The 19,336-nt window shown below is 33.2% G+C and carries 15 protein-coding genes and 1 pseudogene; 1 reads left to right on the top strand and 15 read right to left on the bottom strand.

The window, feature by feature from the left end:
* Window positions 1–10 precede the first annotated feature (10 nt).
* The 13 genes and pseudogenes from essC to DN408_RS29330 form a co-directional block, all read right to left on the bottom strand.
* Window positions 11–4,522, bottom strand: a complete 4,512-nt coding sequence (gene essC / locus DN408_RS29390; protein WP_078179095.1) for a type VII secretion protein EssC — start codon at window positions 4,520–4,522, stop codon at window positions 11–13.
* Window positions 4,523–4,565: 43 nt separating this feature from the next.
* Entirely contained in the window at window positions 4,566–5,765 is a 1,200-nt protein-coding gene (gene essB, locus DN408_RS29385; RefSeq protein ID WP_002127042.1) for a type VII secretion protein EssB, read from the bottom strand.
* 72 nt (window positions 5,766–5,837) lie between these two features.
* On the bottom strand, window positions 5,838–6,089 hold the full coding sequence (locus tag DN408_RS29380) for an EsaB/YukD family protein (RefSeq protein WP_016120098.1): 252 nt from the start codon (window positions 6,087–6,089) through the stop codon (window positions 5,838–5,840).
* 4 nt (window positions 6,090–6,093) lie between these two features.
* Entirely contained in the window at window positions 6,094–6,597 is a 504-nt protein-coding gene (essA, locus tag DN408_RS29375) for a type VII secretion protein EssA (protein ID WP_050000257.1), read from the bottom strand.
* Window positions 6,569–10,176 (bottom strand): annotated as a pseudogene (esaA, locus tag DN408_RS29370) (type VII secretion protein EsaA). The gene essA and the pseudogene esaA overlap by 29 nt, the downstream one beginning before the upstream one ends.
* A gap of 152 nt (window positions 10,177–10,328) precedes the next feature.
* Window positions 10,329–10,625, bottom strand: coding sequence for a WXG100 family type VII secretion target (locus DN408_RS29365; protein WP_000918598.1), 297 nt, complete (start codon window positions 10,623–10,625; stop codon window positions 10,329–10,331).
* A gap of 308 nt (window positions 10,626–10,933) precedes the next feature.
* Window positions 10,934–11,362 (bottom strand): GNAT family N-acetyltransferase, encoded by a 429-nt coding sequence (locus tag DN408_RS29360; protein WP_033733883.1) that lies wholly within the window; start codon window positions 11,360–11,362, stop codon window positions 10,934–10,936.
* Window positions 11,343–11,732 carry a cupin domain-containing protein gene (locus DN408_RS29355; protein WP_003188858.1) on the bottom strand — a complete coding sequence of 130 codons (390 nt, stop codon included), beginning with the start codon at window positions 11,730–11,732 and terminating at the stop codon, window positions 11,343–11,345. The genes DN408_RS29360 and DN408_RS29355 overlap by 20 nt, the downstream gene beginning before the upstream one ends.
* A gap of 12 nt (window positions 11,733–11,744) precedes the next feature.
* Window positions 11,745–12,230 carry a GNAT family N-acetyltransferase gene (locus DN408_RS29350; protein WP_002127033.1) on the bottom strand — a complete coding sequence of 162 codons (486 nt, stop codon included), beginning with the start codon at window positions 12,228–12,230 and terminating at the stop codon, window positions 11,745–11,747.
* Window positions 12,227–12,787: a 2'-5' RNA ligase family protein gene (locus DN408_RS29345; protein WP_078179261.1), complete on the bottom strand. Its 561-nt coding sequence runs from the start codon at window positions 12,785–12,787 to the stop codon at window positions 12,227–12,229. Before DN408_RS29345 ends, DN408_RS29350 begins: the two co-directional genes overlap by 4 nt.
* 6 nt (window positions 12,788–12,793) lie before the next feature.
* Window positions 12,794–13,360 carry a GNAT family N-acetyltransferase gene (locus DN408_RS29340; protein WP_002012489.1) on the bottom strand — a complete coding sequence of 189 codons (567 nt, stop codon included), beginning with the start codon at window positions 13,358–13,360 and terminating at the stop codon, window positions 12,794–12,796.
* A gap of 231 nt (window positions 13,361–13,591) precedes the next feature.
* Window positions 13,592–14,719 carry a metallophosphoesterase gene (locus tag DN408_RS29335; RefSeq protein ID WP_078179168.1) on the bottom strand — a complete coding sequence of 376 codons (1,128 nt, stop codon included), beginning with the start codon at window positions 14,717–14,719 and terminating at the stop codon, window positions 13,592–13,594.
* A 151-nt stretch (window positions 14,720–14,870) separates the two neighbouring features.
* Window positions 14,871–15,293 (bottom strand): GNAT family N-acetyltransferase, encoded by a 423-nt coding sequence (locus tag DN408_RS29330; RefSeq protein ID WP_003188852.1) that lies wholly within the window; start codon window positions 15,291–15,293, stop codon window positions 14,871–14,873.
* A gap of 131 nt (window positions 15,294–15,424) precedes the next feature.
* Here DN408_RS29330 and pdxR point away from each other — a divergent pair, with 131 nt between their 5' ends.
* The gene (gene pdxR / locus DN408_RS29325; RefSeq protein ID WP_003188850.1) at window positions 15,425–16,825 is read left to right on the top strand and encodes a MocR-like pyridoxine biosynthesis transcription factor PdxR; all 1,401 of its coding nucleotides are present in this window, start codon (window positions 15,425–15,427) and stop codon (window positions 16,823–16,825) included.
* A 21-nt stretch (window positions 16,826–16,846) separates the two neighbouring features.
* Here the strand turns inward: pdxR and DN408_RS29320 are convergent, their stop codons facing one another.
* Together DN408_RS29320 and DN408_RS29315 are read right to left on the bottom strand one after the other, a co-directional pair.
* Window positions 16,847–17,683, bottom strand: a complete 837-nt coding sequence (locus DN408_RS29320) for a YitT family protein (RefSeq protein ID WP_147740501.1) — start codon at window positions 17,681–17,683, stop codon at window positions 16,847–16,849.
* A 169-nt stretch (window positions 17,684–17,852) separates the two neighbouring features.
* Complete coding sequence (locus DN408_RS29315; RefSeq protein WP_078179165.1) at window positions 17,853–19,061, bottom strand: macrolide family glycosyltransferase; 1,209 nt, start codon at window positions 19,059–19,061, stop codon at window positions 17,853–17,855.
* Window positions 19,062–19,336 lie beyond the last annotated feature (275 nt).

The raw sequence follows: 19,336 nt of genomic DNA, 5'->3' as shown, positions 1-19,336 counted from the left end.
AAATCCCCCCTTAAATAGTTGGCACTTTAATTCTAGTAGCAAAACGATTTTCAACAAAATACCCTTCAAATGGATTTAATTTTGTACTACTTAAATCTTTATTAGATACATCAAAGACCATTTGGCCTGATGATTTTCTAAGTAAAATAACATGAGATTGCGTTTTTATTGTTTTTGAAACTAAGTCGTATCGACTGTCAATTGAATCAACATCACAGCCAATTACGAAGTGGATGCCCATAAATGCACCATTTGTGATTAATTCCGCTAAACTATATATATCGCTATCTTCTAAATTACTTAAAATATCATTTACATCTGCAATTACGATTACAATCGGCTTAAATTTCTTAATAAATTCAGCTGGGTTCACTGTTTCACTTGATGCTTCCTGCTCTTCTTTAAACGCCGCTTCTCTCGATTTATAAGCATTTGTAACTTGTTTAATCGTTTTCTCAATTCCTGTTTTTTCAGCTACATATAAAGCAGCACTCTCTCTATAGTTTGAGAAATTACGTGTTCTTGTATCAATTAAACCTAGGTCAAAGTGTCCACTACCAGCTAATTGTTGAAGGAATTGATGAACTACATTTTCAACTTCATCTTTCTTGATTCCCCCTACAACAATATTAGACGCTTCTGTTAAATCTAATTCGAGAGGCGTAACGCTTTCTGTCTCTACACCAAATGTTAGTTTGCCTGCTTCAATAATTTTCCTTGTTTCTGGCCATGCAATAAATTCTTTGTATTCCAGAACTTCAGGTACCATAGGAATTGCTTTCGGTCTTTCTCCATCCCAGAAGGAATCCATCTCTTTTCCTTCAGCTTGTATATTTTCAATTCGAGTAAGTACATCTTCTCCATCTGTCGGTAAAGCTGTTTGGAAGATTGTTGGTTCGTCAATTTTAACTAAACCACGGCCTGCTAATTCTTCAATTTTTAACTCTGTTCTTCCTACAATAGCTCTAGATTCTGCCTCATCTATCATATATAGAGCAATTTGTAGTTTAATATTTGTATTTACTTGTACTCTCAATGCATTTTGACGTGTAGCCGTAAGCATTAAATGAATTCCTACCGCTGCCCCTTCACGTACAATTTGTGCAACAATGCGTTCAAAGTCTTCGACAAATCCAGCCTCTCTAACAGCATCATAGTTATCTAACGTAATTAATACTGTTGGTAATACTTCTTTACTAGCTCTCTCATACATTTCAAGACTTGCAACGCCATATTTACTTAGCAATTGCTTTCTATCTTTTAATAGGTCTTCTATGCGGCGAAGAAACTTCTCACATTTTTCAACTTGGTCTAGTGTAATGATGTCTGCCACATGCGGTAAAGATTTTAATGGCATTAAACCATTTGTTCCGAAGTCTAATAAATACACATGCAAATGCTCCGGACTATGCTGACGAGCTACATCCATAATGACTGATTGTAAGAATGTTGATTTTCCGTAGCCTGGACTTGAGAAGACCGCTACGTGTCCGTCTTTACTAATATCTAGTGTTAATGGTGTTTGTGATTGTAATTCAGGCTGATCTAGTAGACCAACTGTTGCTTTTAATGGTTTCTTTTCTTTCGTCCATGCTTCTTTGAACTGAATAGCGTGTAAGTCTTGTAAATATACGCTTTCTGGAAGTGGTGGTAACCACGGTCTAGCTAACGCTTCAATTTCATTTATTTCTGCGTAATCGTGAATGTAGTCAATAACAGCATCAAGTTCAGATGGTACGCTTATTACTTCTTTACTACTACCAAGTCCACTTAAGTCTTTACTTAATATTTCATATTGTCCTAGATCATTTATTGCATAGATCGTTGCGTCTAAATGTTCTTTATCCTCTTTGTTTTCTACATAGTCTGCTCCGCTCCAAGCTGATTGGAATAGTTCATAAATTTCATTATTCCCAACTTGTAAGTAAGCACGTCCTGGTAATGTAATTTCAGCAGCATCTGGTGTTTTTAAAATTTCATTACTATCTGACGTATTTTGAACTTTTAGTGCTAGTTTGAATTTCGAGTTACTCCAAATTTGATCATCTACAACACCACTCGGTTTTTGAGTAGCTAAAATTAAATGAATTCCGAGTGAACGCCCAATACGAGCTGTTGAAACTAACTCTTTCATAAATTCTGGTTGTTCTGACTTCAATTCCGCGAATTCATCACTAATTAAAAATAGATGTGGCATCGGTTCACTTACTAAGCCTTCTTTATACAATTTTTGATACTGATTAATATGGTTTACATCATTTTCCCCAAATAATCGTTGTCTTTTTTGTAATTCAGCTTTAATTGATGCGAGCGCTCTCATACTTTGTGCTCCATCTAAGTTCGTAATTGTTCCTAATAAATGCGGTAAGTTTTTAAATAAATTCGCCATACCGCCGCCTTTATAGTCAATTAGTAAAAAGGCAACTTCGTAAGGATGGAAATTGACTGCTAGAGATAAAATATACGATTGTATAATTTCCGACTTACCTGAACCGGTTGTACCTGCTATTAAGCCGTGTGGCCCGTGAGCTTTTTCATGTAAGTTTAAGTTTACGATATCTTCTTTACCACGTAATCCAAGTGGTACAGCTAAAGATTTATGTGCTGCATTTTTCTCCCAACGACTTGTGATATTCAGTTCTTTTATTTTTTCAACACCATACATTTCTAGGAATGTTACGCTTTCTGGAATACTATTTTTTAAGTTTTGCAAATGGTTTAACGGTGCCAATGCACGTGAGACATCTTCTAAATTGAACCCTTTCGGTACATGATTCAATTTAAATTGACGGTTAACAAGCTCTCCTTGCTCTAAGATGATGTTCCCTTGTTTTGCATCTCTTATATCAATTACCGTTTTCACGTGCTCCGGTAAACTTTGCATAACATCTTGTACAAATACAAGTGATACACCTAATTGACTCGGATCATCATTAAAGAATTCCATAACAACATGGTCTAGTATTAGTTTTTCATCTGTAATGAGAACGACATAGTGCGGTGCAAAGTACATTTTTTCATTAGTTGAACTTTTTTCATCTAGTTTTAATTTTCGTTCTTTCAATATTTGATACAAACTATTTAACACTTGATCACGACTACGATCATGGTATACAAATCCACGTACATTTATATCTCGAACACTTCCATGAGGTAGCCAGCGCATCCAATCCCATTTTTCTTTTTCTTCTTCAGGAAAAATAGTAATAAACTGCAAGTCATAATAACTATGGAATAACGCGGTTTGCACAACTAATAATTGTAATTGTTCTAACACTAAAGAGCGTTGTCCAATATAGCCAACCGGTCCATTTATCAAATCTGTTACAACAGGTACATCTTCCAAAGAAAGATAACGCTGTCTTAGTTCACGTGCTATATCAATTAATTCATCTTTCGTTTGACTAAATTCTTCTTCATTAAATTGGATTTCAAAACTCGTATTAGCTTGTCCTGTCCCAACGCTAAATGTTAAGAAATCATGATGTAGCATTGTTTTTTCATATATACGTGGATTTACTTGCACAGCCATATTACGTATTACTTCAACATTTGGATTATGAAATTGTAATGCATGACGCTGCTTTTCACTTTCTGCATGTAAATCTTTCGTTTTTTGTTTTATATACGCTCTATAACTTTTATCACGTTCAACAATGTCAATTTTATATTGCTTTAAATTTTTTATATAAGATGTGACAGAAACAATAATCGTTACTAATGTCATCGCTATCGATGCAATAATAAACATTCCATATTTCATAAAGATAGCGAGTAATACCGTTACGACAATCATGACAAGAGATGGTGCAATAATTCTCGCCAAATGCTCAGTCGGTTTTGACGGCATACTTGAAGGTTTTGCAATTGTCATTTTCTCTTCTGGTTCACGGTAAATAATACGTGGTGAACGATGATAGTCTGGATAACCACTTTGATAATTCGTTTCGGATTCTACTAAAATAGGTAACGTAGATTTAACGTTCTCTTCTGAAGACAATACTTGAATATCTTCACTGCCTATCTCTACTAAAACACCATCAAAATATAATTGATCTCCTGCTTCTAACATAGCGCTATCTTTTAGCTTCGTATAATTATGAAATACATCCCCTTCATATACGTTTACTCTAAAAGAATCGTACAACGTTTCACGAGATAGCATTAAATCCACATTTGTCCCGATAATAGAAATATCATCATAACTGTTTTGACTAATTGTAAGAGAATGTTTCGTTCCGATATCAAACACTTTAGTTGTACCAATAATAGATATAAAGATTTTCAAGCTCACATCTTTAGTTTTTCCAATCTCAAATTCCTTATTGAACTCTATTAATTGATTTTGTACCATCCAAGCGTTCACTTCATTATTCCACTTTAATTCTACTTCTTGTTCTAAACTTGGATTCGTAATATCATTTGTCCACTCTTTTCCAATCGACACTATTGATTGCTCATTTGGATGTAATGTGCACTTATATATTTTGTCTCCATAAGTCAATACTAATAGTTGCTCCATCCGTGTTCACTGCTCCTTTTCAACTGTCTCATCAAGTCCTTGCTTACTCTTTTTTCTCTGTGGCCGACAAGTCTTTATCGCTTGATGAATTACCATATTTCTTTTTATACTCATCTAATTGTTGCTCATATGTTTTTAACTTTTGATCACGCTCTTCTCCTGACAAGTCCGGATTATTTTTCAGCGATTCAATTTGTTTAACAAGGCCGTACATAATAAGCTGCGGATCATCAAGTGTCTTAGCTAAATCTAATGATTTATCAAAATCACCTTTTCCGTTATACATCCAATAAAGTAAATACTTTTCATCACTTTTCAAACTAATATTTTTCATAATTGCTTTCTTTTGATTTTCACCTAGTTTTTCAGCTGTAATGTATGCAAATGCTAACTCATATTTAGACGCAACCGGTAATGATTCAAATTCCTCTTCATTTAATTGAGTAATTACTTTGTCATAATCAGTTGCTATGAAACTCGCATTTGCTTCTAATAATTTATTTTGATAAGGAAATTTTATAAAAGTGAAATATATTAAAGGAGCAGCTAAAATCACAGTCGCCGCTATGAAGGAAAAAGCTAAGTATTTAAACGATTTATAGCTTTTTTTAGGTACTAACTGCATATTTTTTTCTGTTTTTGTTTGTTCCTTCTCAAAGCTGTCATCAAGAAATTGCAGTAATGCATCTAAGCTTTCCATTTGAGCAACCGTCTGTTCAAATGTTGTTTCTTTTGCATCTTTTAGTAACCCAGCATACAAATCATCAAAATTGTGCTTTTGGGAGAATAAAGCGATAATTAGACACTTATATTGTGTTAAAAATTGCTCTTCTAACAACGGGGTTGGTGGAACAATATCTCGAATTCCTCTATGTATAATACTTGGCATTAAATTAGCATTAAAAACTATATTGTCCGGATGTAAAAAGAACGTGATTCGTTTATTTAAATATTTACGAAACTGCGCAACATTTCGAAGCAGTCTTAATTTCTCATTTCTTCCAAAACGGCTAAGATCATCCCACTTATATAATTTTTTATCCACTTGAAATATAAAGGTAAACATATCATCCGTTTCCTCTATCGTTAATGGTACAAATTCAGATGATGCGCCCGTAATTACATCAAATTGACGGAAGTCTTTTATACGTGTTTGAGATTTTGTCATCTCCAATTTCCAATTTTCCTTTTCTATTTGAAATTGATAGTTCATTGCATCAATTTGAATTGTTTTTTCCGTCATTTTTATCCTCTTCTCCTTTTCTTTATAACCCGTAATAACTTATTTTCAAATAACTAAAAGTAAACATATTCTTTATAAAACTTGTAAAATATCTCCATCTGTTATTTGGTGATCGATTAAACGATCATTATCTGTTAAAACAATTGACTTATTCTTTACTTTAATTACAAAATGTGAACCTTCATGATTATCAATCTTTAGCGTATCTAATAAATTTTTCAACAAATATTTAATAGATTGATGATTCGGAATACGTAAATCATATGTATTTTCATTCCATTTACTAAAATCTACCGTTACATTAATATGTGTTTGTATTGCCATTACTTTACCTCCAACTTTTGCGAAGAACTGTATAAATACCGATGCAAATAAGTACAATGCCACCGCCAAATAATAATATTATTGTTGTACTAATTGGCTTTTCATTCATTGTTTCATTATTCGCTACTTCATCTGCACTTTTTCTGACAACGTATTCACTGCTAAACAAACTATTTTTCGTATCTTTAACACTATTTATTTCTTTTTGTTTTATAAAAAGAGAATCTCGTAAAACTTCCATATCTTTTTGTTCTTTCTTTTTCTTTTTCTGAATTTCTTCTTCTATTTCTTTATTAAATAACTCAATCGATGCTTTATCTAATTCCGTTTCCTTATGTTCCTTTTTATTTTTTTCTTGGTCGCTTTCTTCAAGTCGATCCACTTTAAACTTAATCTTCCCATCATCACCAAGATAACTGTCAGCCGCGCTCCTTATCGGTAGCGCGACAAACAGTAAAAGGATAGAGAGAAATGATAACTTAGCCACTATGCTCCATTGTTTGATCATTTACTTCTTTTTCCTCCCATTTCTTATGCCATACAAATAGATTACTAACTAATCCGATAATGGCAATTACAAACAACACGATGAAAATAACTTTTCCAGTATCTTTACCGCTAATAAAATCATTTAGAAAACTTTCTATATACTGAAGTGGTGAGAACTGACGTACCTTTCCAACAGACGACATTTGATCTACTTTACTTCCAACTGCTTCAGTTAAAAATAGGTACATACTTAAAAATACTAATAGAATAAACATCCCTACCATTTTTATTTGTCGTAATAAGTATGTTGAGACCAATACAAACGCCATCATAATGATTGTGATAAACGCAATCCATAATAAACTTTGATCTTGACCGAACTGTAAAAGACGTCCAGAAATGATACCTATACTAATTCCTTCCACAATTGATATACCGAATGCCACTACTGTAGTTGGTACATTCATATCAATTAATGAGAACTTCTCTTCAAAATGATCTGATTGCGTTCGTTTCTTTTCTTGATTCGCAATTGCGTATGCTGTAAATAACGCAACAATAAAACAAGTTAATACAATTAAATATGGTGTAAAAGCATTACCAGCTACAATGACTCCATCATTTTGTTTCTGAACTGGACTAGATAAAAATTGATATAACATTTCATTTTGGCGATCACCAATTCGGCTATTAGCCAAAATTTTAGTAAAGTTTTTGGAGAATGATTTATCATCGTCCATTTTCTTTGTAAAGTCATTTAATAATGAATCAGCCTTTGAAACAATTGTCGTTCCACTGTCTTGAATTTCTTTTGCTTGTCCATTAATTTGATCAAATGTTTTATATACATCGTCTGATGTTGTTAAACTATGCTTCGAACTCTCGACCAATGACTGACTTTGCATCATTAATGATTTAATACCAGAATCTAACGATAAAACAGCTGTTTGCTCACCAGTATTATTTGTTGTTAGCACTTGCTGTTCTTCAACTAGCTTTAAGCTACTCTCACGCCATTTCGCTAAACCTTTTAAATACTCTCCTAAATTTTCATTCATACTAGTTGCTTGCTGCGTCGTTACATTTAATTTCTCCGCTAGTAGCATTGAATTTTGATCCGCACTAGTAATGAATTGTTGATAAGAGTCTATTTTTTGTTTTAAACCTGTCATATCTTGCTTTACTTCTGTCGTAATACTTGATGAAACAAGATTTGAAATTAAATCAATTAAGCTTTGTTTATTTAATACGTAGTACAAAGATTGTTCAGTTGCAATTGCATCTAAACTTCCCTCTTCTAGCTTAGGACCTACATCTTTCGTTCTTAAATCAATCCCATAATACATTTCGTACAGACTAATTAAACCTTGATAACTTTCAACTGTATCTACTGCTTCTTTTATTAATACACTAGATATATTTTTTGTTAATTCTTCTGATTTTTGATGTACAACTTGATTCGTCGTACTTTCAATAGTCGTTGAGTTACCACCTTGATTTTGGTTTCCTCCGTTACCTGTTCCAGGGTCTGGGTTTCCTCCATTACCTGTTCCAGGGTCTGGGTTTCCTCCATTACCTGTTCCAGGGTCTGGGTTTCCTCCATTACCTGTTCCAGGGTTTGGGTTTCCTCCATTACCTGTTCCAGGGTCTGGGTTTCCTCCATTACCTGTTCCAGGGTCTGGTTTTTTTCCTTTTCCAGTTTTTGGGTTTCCTCCATTACCTGTTCCAGGGTTTGGGTTTCCTCCATTCCAGGGTTTGGGTTTCCTCCGTTACCTGTCCCAGTTCCACCTTCTTGGTTTTCTCCGTTACCTATTCCAGATCCACCTTCTTGGCTTCCTCCGTTATTCCCTGTTGTATTTTCCATTTTTTTGATAATAGGTTTTTTAGCATTGTGTACTAACGGCATTATGCCATACTGTGATTTATGAACCACATTTTCCACCTTGCTGTTTTCAGTTTGTGTTCCTTTATCTTCTTTATTAGGTTCTTCTTTTTCAGAACTAGTTTCTTTTTTATGATTCCCACTCAATTTCCAGTCCCACATTACAGGAGAGAAAACATCTATATTGATGTTTGTATTTTTTAACTTCACATGCAGATTAATCTTTATATCCCCTTCATTACGAGGAGGTATTGTAATTTCTCCTGCTTCGCTTTGAAGAAAGTCACTTGTACGATCCACATCATCAATATGTAAAGCCTCAGTATTTCCATATAGTTCAAATTCTTCTGGAATATTTATCTTCAAGGTTTGTGTAGATTCCATTTTAATTACGTTCGCCGTATCACTAAATGTAATTCCCTCTTTATAAAGTCTATCCTTTACTTCTTTAATGGCATTTCCTAAAGATATTTTATTTACAGGGTCATAATAAAAATTATTTTCTTTATTATATTTATTTGTAAATTGGATTACATTTTGCAGTTGTAATTTCGTTGCATCTGGCAATTCACTTTGAACGATTTCTTCCATGTTTAAACTAGGTAATTTTGCAATTAAACTTTCGATTTGTTTCTTTATTCGAACATCTGGTTGTTTCATTAATGTATTTATAAAGATTTCTTGCTTTCCATCGTTCGACATAGATTGCTTTAACTTTTTAATTATCGTCCCTTGAATATCACTTTCTAACTTTCCTGCAAGTTCTGTATCATATTCTGACACTTGTTTTTTTACATCTGTTAAATATTTTTGAATTGCTGAAGCATCAGCTAAAATATTTGGTTCTTTCTCTGAAAGCGTAAATTGATTTGTAATAACTTTATTAGCAGATTCTAATGCGCTTAACTGCTTTAAAACATCGCCTGTATTCATATCACTCATGTATTGATTAAATTGATTCGTGAAATTATTCGCTAACAGATTATTATCAGTTTGCATTTTTTGAAAGTTATTAAAACCATCTAAATACGTATTGTTAGATTTATTCCCTTCATCTAACGCTAAACCGAAACCTTTTAAAACATCCTGAAATCCTTTGAAACTAGTAACAGAAACCCCAGTATAATCTTGCACTGTTTTAAATTGATTTGTATAATTTGCCAAAGGACTATGTACATCTTTTTTGTACATAGTTGTTTGAACGTTTCCTTTTTCAATTATTTTGCCTATATTATCTTGTGCACCTTGCAACTTACCGATAATACTTGCAAAATAAACGTCGATGATTTGCTTATTGAAATCCTCTAAAATTGTAGACGCCGTATTTTCAGCCTCAGCTTTCAAATCTTTATTCCCAGTTGCATTTACTTTGTAGTTTAACGTTAATTTCTCTGGTAGTTCTGAATCAATCGCAACAGCTTTCCTAGAAAAATCATTAGGTATTACAATCATCATATTGTAATTATTATTTTTCAAACCATTTTCTGCTACTCCGCGACTAACTACGTACCATTCTTGTTTCGTATTTTTATTTACATTTTTAACAAATTGATCTCCAAACGCTATTTTATTCCCTTCAAATACAGTTCCTTGATCTTCATTTACTAATGCAACTGTCATTTTTGGCGTGCTATTCTCATTAGCTTTCTTAACATTTTGATTTAATGCTAAATAGGAGACTCCTGTTGATAGCACAAGAGCTAAAATAATAAACAACAAGATGCTCCACTTAAACTTTTTCACTACTTATCACTCCTGCGGCTGCGAGTCTATTAAGTTAAGGACTCCTTATCTTACTCTAGTTTTAAAGCAATTTAGCCATACAACAAAAGTTGCATGGCTAAATTATATATTTCTTTTGCCCGTTTTTATTGTAGACCGAAATTACGAGAAAGATCTTCGTCGTGTCTAGCAACAGCCTCTGCAGTTTTATTAAGCTGCATATTAATTTCTTGTAATAGCTCTGCGAAGTTTTGTACTTTTGGTTTTAATTGATTGAACTGTTGATCAAAACCTTCGAAAGCACGACCTTCCCATTCTCCTCTTAATTCATTTTGTAAGTTTTGTAACTGACGTAAAATGTCCTCAATTTGATTTGCACCTTGTCCATATCGAGTCGCTTTTGATTTAAGCTCCTCTGGTGACATACGAATTTGTCCTGCCATTATTAAATCCCCCTTAAAATTTTAAAATAGTAAAATTAACCCAAAATCAATTCTACAAATTGATTATATCAATAATTTAAAAATTTCTAAACAAAAAAATGATATTTTTCCAAAATTTCTCTTTTAACATAATAACATTATATTATATAATATAAATTTATTGTTTTTTTAAAAGGACTGCTAAGCGTTTCTACCTCTATTTAATAATAAAAAGAAAACTTTTTTTACCCAAAATTCAGAATATAAACTTTACAAATTACATACTCATTTTCTTTTTCTTGTTTCTTCGCCCACTTAAAATCGTTTTCTCACTTCAACGTCATGATTACTTGTCTTTCAACGAAGCCAAAATCTTCGTACATTTCTTTTGCAAAGTTCCCTGTAAATACATTCAAGCGAATTTCTGAATACTTTTCTTGTAGTTCCTTGATCCCAGCTTTCATTAGTTTTCGTGATAATCCTCTCCCGCGATACTCTGAAAAAACATACAATTCATAAATAAAACCGAGTTTTTCACGAGAGAAATAGTCCACATTTTCTCCTATTAGTATCCATCCCACTACTTTATTTTCTTCCTTTGTAACTATATAATATGCCCCTTTTTCTACTAAAGGTTTTGTAATTTCAATCGCTTTTTCCGTACTTAGTTGACAATTCCCTCTCGTTCCTTCGAAAAGTGATTGAGCTGCATAATGTAATATTTGTTGCGTTTCTTCCTCATCTGCTTTTGTAATCATTCCTTTCTCCCTCCTGCCCTCTAATCATCATTGAAATACCATTTTCAAGACCGTCTGACTCAATTACAATTGCCATCAATCCTTTTTCCGTACTCGTTTCATGTAACTCTCCCTTCGCCCAAAACGCAGCTTGTCCAGCTCCTATCTTCACTTTTTCTTTATCTGATCCGCAAACAAATCCTTCTCCTTGTACAACTAGAAGCAGTTGAGATACAACTGCTTCATGATATCCAATAACTCCATTCGGTTGTAGATGCATAGAACCGATATGTATATTCCCTTTATGTTTTAATATTTTTGACATTATAAAGTTAGATTGAAATGCTGATATATGCTCTCCCACTTTTTCACTGAAATCAAAAATTTTCATTTCTGATCCTCCTTATATGTATAAAACCATTCTCACTGTTTGCAGCATATGCCCTTCGAAATCTTCTTCAAATTGCTCTAAAGCCGCAAAACCTTTTGCTTCATAAAATCGTTTTCCTTTTTCATTTTCCGCTTCTACATGAATGTACATTTTTCGAATCCCTTTTAACGTCGTAATCCCTTTTTGTAACAAAGCTGTCCCTATCCCTTTCCCTTGCTGATCTGGCAACAAATAAATCGCACCTAATTCTGCTTCGTTTTGCAGTCTAATTGGTGAAAAATTTGCAAAGCCAATTACTTCTCCCTCTTCTTCCGCAACAAATAAATGTGTATTTTCAAGGCGATATTTCATTTTTTCATCGGAATACGCTTCATTTAAAAAGTTGTCTTGAATCTCTCCCGGAATAATTCCTTCGTAAGTATCATGCCAAGCTATTTTCGCTACGTTTTGTACAGCATGAATATCTTCTTGCTTCATTTCTCTAATTACATATGTCATCTCGATGTCTCCATTCTCTTTAAATTACACTCTGCTAAAATACTAGAAGAAATGGCAAAACCATCTTCATAACTTACCTTAATTAATTTTAACTTCTCAATCGAAGCTAGTGTAACATCAAACTTTTCATATATATATTCCATTACACTTAAAAATTGATTTGAATTCAACCCATTAGCAATCGTGCAATGCGGAACCCATTTTCCTGGTACGTAATATGACTGTAGATTATCATGAAAAACTTTGAAATAATCATGATAAGAATGATGAAGTCTTAATAACTCATCAGTAATGGTTGGTGCTAGAAAGATCGTTCTATTAGTAGGAAAAGTTCCAACAGAAGGAAAAGTTACAGCAGCAATGTTCTCTTGAAAAACTACAAACTCCTCTAACTTCTCAGTATATAAATTAACATCTAACTCATTATAATCAGCCAATGTAATATGTGGTTCTACTCCGGCTAGTGGATTTGTTCCAATTATATTTGTTAATTCATTTTGCAATTCTCTAATTTTATTAGTGAACACACAATCAAATGTAGCAATGATAGCGTACATGCTTCCTCACCCCTTCGTTACACATAGCACTTCCCATTCTTCACGAATCATTCCCATTCGAATAGAATCATAGTATGTCCCGTTATAATATCGGCATTTTCGCATTCTTCCTTCTAAGCTCATTCCTATTTTCTCTGCTACTTTCATCATTCTTTCATTGCCAGACCAAGTTGTAAGCCCTACTCTACCAATCTCCATATTTTCAAATAGTAAGTCCCTATATAATGTTAATGCTTCTGTACCATATCCACCATTCCAGTATGCTGGGTCATAAATTACGATTCCCATTTCTAACCAACGCGTCGGTTTATGCTCCCAATAAAATCCGACTGTCCCTATAATTTGACCGTCATTTTCGACAATTAAATTCGATAGCGGCTCTTCTATTAAACGTTTTTGTGAGTTTTCTTTATATCGCGTATATTCTTGCATTGTTATTGGAAAGTATGGTGCATCCCATTTTTTCCACTCTGGATTTTCTTCTTTATATATGAAGCTCCATAATGTTTTGATATCTGATTCTTCTATTGTACGAATTGTAACTTTGTTCCCCTTTAATATAACGTTTTGCATAATTTCCTCCTACATTCCTCTTTATTTCATATACAATTATAATATTTTTTCAGAAAAATCAAAACAAAACTCCACTCTATTTTATATAATTTTGTTATATGATACGAATTATTTATATAAATTAGCCAATTTTTTCGAGTTTAATTTAGAAACTGAACTTCGGAAAAAATTGGATGAAGTACGAGCTCGTAGCATAGTTAATAAAAAACAGGAGGTTATATCCCTCCCATTTTAGCTAAATATTGCATTTCCCTTCTTTTCTACCTCAAGTAGAATTCCTTTCTCTATCCAGCCTTCTACACCATCTTTTTTAATTAAATCATATCCCATGCAGCTACCATCAATGAGAGAAACGATATCCCCTTTTCTAACGCCTATTTGCGCACAAGAAATATCCGTTTTCACTGTATACTCACCTGATTCAAGTTGCTTTATATACTCGTTTTTCACATAAAGTAGTTCATTTGTTCCTATTTGTTTACATACAGTAAAATCTTTCATTCTCTTCACAGGCTCTATGTAATAATGCGGATATGTAACCCCGCCCTGCATTACTGAATTCGCATTAAAATCGGCCAATACTTCATACTGCGGAAAATGATCTACATATGTATAGGAAAATGTATCATTTAAAATATCTCGATGAATAATAAATGCATTTAATTGCCCTGCTTCTTTAATCGCATTACCACCATCAATCGCAATAATTTTTTTCTCCTTATCAATAACTGGATTATTAGACGGCGCTTCTTCAGAATAGTTCACAACAGGCCAATGTCCAACAATTACGTACTTATCCGCTCGGTGTGACTTATTAAAAAACTCTGGCATTGCAATTGCATTTTTCCTGTCTGTTTGTCTCCAATTCTCTCTATCTTCAAGGCCAGCATGTACAAAGATATAATCATCAGTTTCAATAGCAGTTGGCAATTCTGTTAGCCACTTTATTTCTTTTGAAAAACGGCCCATCAATATGTTTTTCACTTCACAAATATCACTTTCTTCATTAACGGTAACGTTCAATTTCGCTAGCCATTCATTAAAAATTGTATTCTTTCTCGTACATAAATAATTTATTAGCGCAGGATTTTCATTTACAAACGCTTCAACTACAGCTTCACAATTCCCTTCAATTACATAAACATTTGGCTTGCTAACTACTAAATCCATCACATAGTTTACGACGCCAATGCTATCGTTCCCCTTCTCACAAAGGTCGCCATTTATAATTAAATAATCATCATCTTTAAAATTAACTTTATGTAATAATTCCTTTAAAAGATTTAATTCGCCATGAATATCAGATATTACGATAACTCTTACACCTTTTGGGATTAATAGTTTCTGAATTTTTTCCAAGTATAAACTCCCCTAACCTTCTTTTAATTCAATATTATCGTCTCAATTATAAAGAGACTATTCGACAAAATAAGTAATTAACCCTCCTCATTCTTCAATTCTAAATTAAAAGGGGGTTCCATATGTTCTCACACATAGAACCCCCTTAATATTATAATTCTTTATAAAAAGAATAACTTACCTTATCATAGCCTTCTCTTTCATAAAAACGATGGGCATCAACTCTTGGAAACGCTGATGTAAGAACGATAGAACTGCACCCTTTTTCTCTCCCCCATTTTTCTACATATGACAGAAGAACTTTACCATATCCTTTCGATCTGTGAGCTTCCGCAGTTACAAGGTCATATACGAAAACATGTTTCTCATTATAAAAGTTCGTACAAATTGCTACACCAGCAAGACAAACAACTTCATCATCTTCATTCTGTAACGAAAGTAGTTTATAATTTTCTTCTTTCATTTTTTGAAATAAAGAACTTGCTTCTTCTCTTGAAAGTTTCGTTCGTAATTGCTGTAATACGGGGAATACATCATGTAAATCAGCTTCTGTTACTACTTCTCTAATATTCATTATGATTCTCTCCTTACTATTTATAAAATTTTCTAAATGTTATATCATTATTATAAAAAGTAACTGCCCCTCACTTAAGTGACAGTTCGATTATTTTTTATATGGCCAGTTTTTAAAGGAGAATTCATAAAATGGATCTTACTATCCCATTGCAATTAGAAAGTAAAACACCAATTTATTTACAAATTTACGAATATATGAAACGAGAAATCTCTCAGGGACCACTGCCTGCCGGTACACGCCTTCCTTCTCACAGAAACTTAGCGGTACAACTTAATGTTAGCCGTATTACTGTTGAATCTGCTTATCAACAATTACTAGCTGAAGGTTATGTAGAAAGTAAACCGAAACGTGGGATTTTTGTTGCAGAAGTTGATATTGATGTCATTCAAAATAAACAACAAGTTGTGTCAAACAGCGCTAACAATATAAAAAAAGAACAATATGACTATGATTGTAGCCAAGGGCTGATTGATCAAAAAGCTTTTCCAATTACAAACTGGAAAAGAGCATTACAAGAAACTTTATTCCAGTATGAAAATGAATTATTTGCTAGAGAAGATTCTCAAGGTGAGTTCGTTTTACGAGAGCATATTTCAAAATATTTATACCATGCCCGCGGGGTACATTCTTCACCTGATCAAATTATTATCGGAGCCGGTACGCAGCCTCTTCTTTGGCTACTACTTCAACTACTTGGTTCAAAAAAAGAATATGGAATCGAAAACCCTGGATTTCACCGTATAACTGCCATGATTCAAAGTTCTGGTCTTCCTGTTCACCCTATTTCATTAGACGATAAAGGGATTCGTATTTCAGCTTTACGTGAATCACGTTCCAATGTAGCATACGTCACTCCATCACACCAATTTCCTCTTGGAATGATTATGCCATTATCTAGAAGGCTCGAATTATTAAGATGGGCCAATGATTGCGGAGGATTTATTATTGAAGATGATTATGACGGAGAATTTCGTTATGTAGGAAAACCTATTCCCTCTTTACAAGGACTAGATTCAAATGAACGCGTTATTTATATGGGAACTTTCTCGAAATCCTTCTTACCTTCTTTGCGAATGGGGTATATCGTTTTACCAACTCATCTATTAAAAATCTATACAGAGCTTGAAGGTAAGTTTAAACAAACTGTTTCTACAATACAGCAACTCGCTTTTGCAACCTTTATTCACAATGGTGATTGGGAGCGCCATTTGAACCGTAGTCGTACGTTATATAAAAGAAAGCACACACTACTAGTTAAATCTATCAAAAATGACATGGGATCTCGTGTTCAAATACTTGGCGAACAGTCTGGACTGCATATCGTACTTCATGTTCATAATGGTATGAACGAACAAGAACTTATTCATACTGCTGCAAACCAACAAATCAAATTATACCCACTCTCTACATATGATTCTGTACATAATTTAAGAGAGGCGTCCTATGTACTACTCGGTTTCGGCAGCATTCCCGAAGATAGTATCGAAATTGTAGTCAAATTACTAAAGGAAGCCTGGTTCCCTAAGTAAAATAACTCCACATAAGTTTACTTATCGTGGAGTCCTTCCTGGACGCTTAACACCAGTTGTTTCTGTTGAATAGGAAGCTTCAATTATAGCGGTTGGATCTACAGAGAGAACGAGATCTTTCATTTTTGGATAAATGAAACGGTTTGTAATACAATAAATGATTTTCTTGTGCTCTCCTAAAAAACCACCTTCTCCATGTAGATACGTAACGGATAATTGCAATTCTTTCATAAACAAATCGCCTATTTCTTTATTTTTCCCAGAAATAATCATAACGCTCTTTCCTTGATTAATACCATCTAATATGAAATCAATCATTTTCGTAACCATATAGAAAATTGCTAATGAGAACATCGCTTGCTCAATTGAAAATAAAATAGCAACAAATACAAAAATAACCGCATTTACAGCAAGTAAAAATGTACTAATTGGTACTTTAAAATGCTTGTTCATCCAAACAGCTAACATTTCTGACCCATCAATTGCTCCACCCATTTTTACAACAATCCCAACACCAACACCAAATAGAACTCCTCCATAAAGTACAATTAATAATTCCGAAGTTGTAATTGCTGGAAATGGCTTTAAATAAATCAATCCAAGTGTTGTAACAACATTTGCATAAGACGTACGGATAAAGAACTTCTTACCCATTACTTTTGCAGTAAATAGTAAAATTGGGATATTAAGTCCTAAAAATACTCCATAAAGCGGTAATCCAGCAACTTTATTTGCCATAATAGCAATGGCCGTTACCCCGCCATCTACTAATCCATTAGGTGCTAAAATAAGCTCTAATGAACCCGCTACAATAATGGAGCCAATTGTTAATAATACGTATTCAAATACTCTTTTCATTCATTACCCCCAAAACATATATATTTTCTCAGTATTATTTTAACGTAATTTTACTACTAATTCAAAGATATCAGTTTATATACACAAAAGTTTCACCTTTATAGTGATTTTTTATGTAATTTATTTATAAAAACACACTTACGTATTTCAGTAAGTGTGCTCCAAACATTTATTTAAGTTTTAAGTATGAATTCACTTTCATTTTAAATATTTCATCAACTGCTCTATTATACCCACCAGCATTTCGAAGTGACTCTCCAACTTTACGACTATTTTCCTTAAACGTTACATCATACATTACTTTCTTTACAGTCTCACGTAACAATTCAGAAGTTAATTCTTTACGATTAAGCCTTATTCCAGCTCCTACTTCACTCACTCGTTTCGCAACTAAAGGCTGATCTCCTGTTACCGGAATTACAACTAACGGGACACCGTAATATAGTGCTTCACTCGAACTATTCATACCACCGTGTGTCACGAATACATCAGCGTACTGTAATACTTCTAATTGCGGCACATAATTATACAACTTAAAGTTATTCGGAATGTTTTCAAATTGACTTATATTTATCTTCTTACCAACAACTACTACGACTGTCGCTTCTACATCTTTAAACGCTTCAAAACATTTTTCATATAACTCAGGTTGTTCATTAAAAACTGTTCCCATAGAAATGAAAATCAATTGTTTATCTTTTAAATCTTCCATAGGAAAGCTATCTACTTCTTTTCGAGTAGCAATTGATGGACCGACAAACTTATACGATTCATCGAATACATCTGAACGCGGCTGATATTCCTTTGAAGTATATACAATAGTAATATCACCAGGATGATTCATAATATCATACATATTAATACATTTCATTCCATACTGCCTATTCCATTTTTCCATTCCCGCTAAACAAGATTGATATAATGGATTAGTTTCATCTACTTGTCTCGATTCTTGTTCATCATTAAAAGTAATGTACTGATTAAAAGCAAACGTTGTACAAGAAGAAACGCTAGGTAATTTTAAAACATTCGCTATAATACGTCCTACTGGAAAATGATTATCGTATATCAAGTAATCGTACTTTTCCCCTTTTGTTTCTTCTACAATTTGAGTAACAATACGCTCTGATGCTTCAATCATATGAGATAGCATCGTCAAAGGACTCCCACCTTCATTTACTCGTTCCATAATATTAATTTGAGAGAGGAAATTCTCAAACACTCGGAATTCTGCACCTGTTGCTTCAATCTTCTTTCTATAATCTTCAATACAATACGAAACAACTGTTTCCCCTCGCCGAATTAACTCACTTACAATAGCTAAAGTCGGATTTATATGACCTTCTCCAGGGAAATTTATTACGAGTACATTTGCCATAATATTCTCTCCTATCTAATATAATCAATAGTTAATCATATTAATTAATTTAAAACTATTAAGTAATCTATTCTACTTCTTCATATTTTTCTCTTCATTTTATTATTGAGAAATATTTTTCATAACCTACATTATAACTCTTATAAAAGTAGACTTAACCTTTCATTTATTGAAAAATACGGGATTTACATTCAGGCATTTTTCAGATTTATCATCAGAAACATTATTTTGATAATTCATACAAAACTAGAAAAATACAATTTTCACACTGATTT

This window comes from Bacillus sp. AR13-1, assembly GCF_008042285.1.
Classification (GTDB): Bacteria; Bacillota; Bacilli; order Bacillales; family Bacillaceae_G; genus Bacillus_A; species Bacillus_A mycoides.
This window is presented reverse-complemented; position numbering and strand designations above follow the sequence as displayed.

What these genes read in the sequence shown, in the direction of transcription:
- essC (WP_078179095.1), bottom strand. Translation starts at nt 4,522, where the DNA reads ATGGAGCAACTATTAGTATTGACTTATGGAGACAAAATATATAAGTGC.
- essB (WP_002127042.1), bottom strand. Translation starts at nt 5,765, where the DNA reads ATGACGGAAAAAACAATTCAAATTGATGCAATGAACTATCAATTTCAA.
- DN408_RS29380 (WP_016120098.1), bottom strand. Translation starts at nt 6,089, where the DNA reads ATGGCAATACAAACACATATTAATGTAACGGTAGATTTTAGTAAATGG.
- essA (WP_050000257.1), bottom strand. Translation starts at nt 6,597, where the DNA reads ATGATCAAACAATGGAGCATAGTGGCTAAGTTATCATTTCTCTCTATC.
- DN408_RS29365 (WP_000918598.1), bottom strand. Translation starts at nt 10,625, where the DNA reads ATGGCAGGACAAATTCGTATGTCACCAGAGGAGCTTAAATCAAAAGCG.
- DN408_RS29360 (WP_033733883.1), bottom strand. Translation starts at nt 11,362, where the DNA reads ATGATTACAAAAGCAGATGAGGAAGAAACGCAACAAATATTACATTAT.
- DN408_RS29355 (WP_003188858.1), bottom strand. Translation starts at nt 11,732, where the DNA reads ATGAAAATTTTTGATTTCAGTGAAAAAGTGGGAGAGCATATATCAGCA.
- DN408_RS29350 (WP_002127033.1), bottom strand. Translation starts at nt 12,230, where the DNA reads ATGACATATGTAATTAGAGAAATGAAGCAAGAAGATATTCATGCTGTA.
- DN408_RS29345 (WP_078179261.1), bottom strand. Translation starts at nt 12,787, where the DNA reads ATGTACGCTATCATTGCTACATTTGATTGTGTGTTCACTAATAAAATT.
- DN408_RS29340 (WP_002012489.1), bottom strand. Translation starts at nt 13,360, where the DNA reads ATGCAAAACGTTATATTAAAGGGGAACAAAGTTACAATTCGTACAATA.
- DN408_RS29330 (WP_003188852.1), bottom strand. Translation starts at nt 15,293, where the DNA reads ATGAATATTAGAGAAGTAGTAACAGAAGCTGATTTACATGATGTATTC.
- pdxR (WP_003188850.1), top strand. Translation starts at nt 15,425, where the DNA reads ATGGATCTTACTATCCCATTGCAATTAGAAAGTAAAACACCAATTTAT.
- DN408_RS29320 (WP_147740501.1), bottom strand. Translation starts at nt 17,683, where the DNA reads ATGAAAAGAGTATTTGAATACGTATTATTAACAATTGGCTCCATTATT.
- DN408_RS29315 (WP_078179165.1), bottom strand. Translation starts at nt 19,061, where the DNA reads ATGGCAAATGTACTCGTAATAAATTTCCCTGGAGAAGGTCATATAAAT.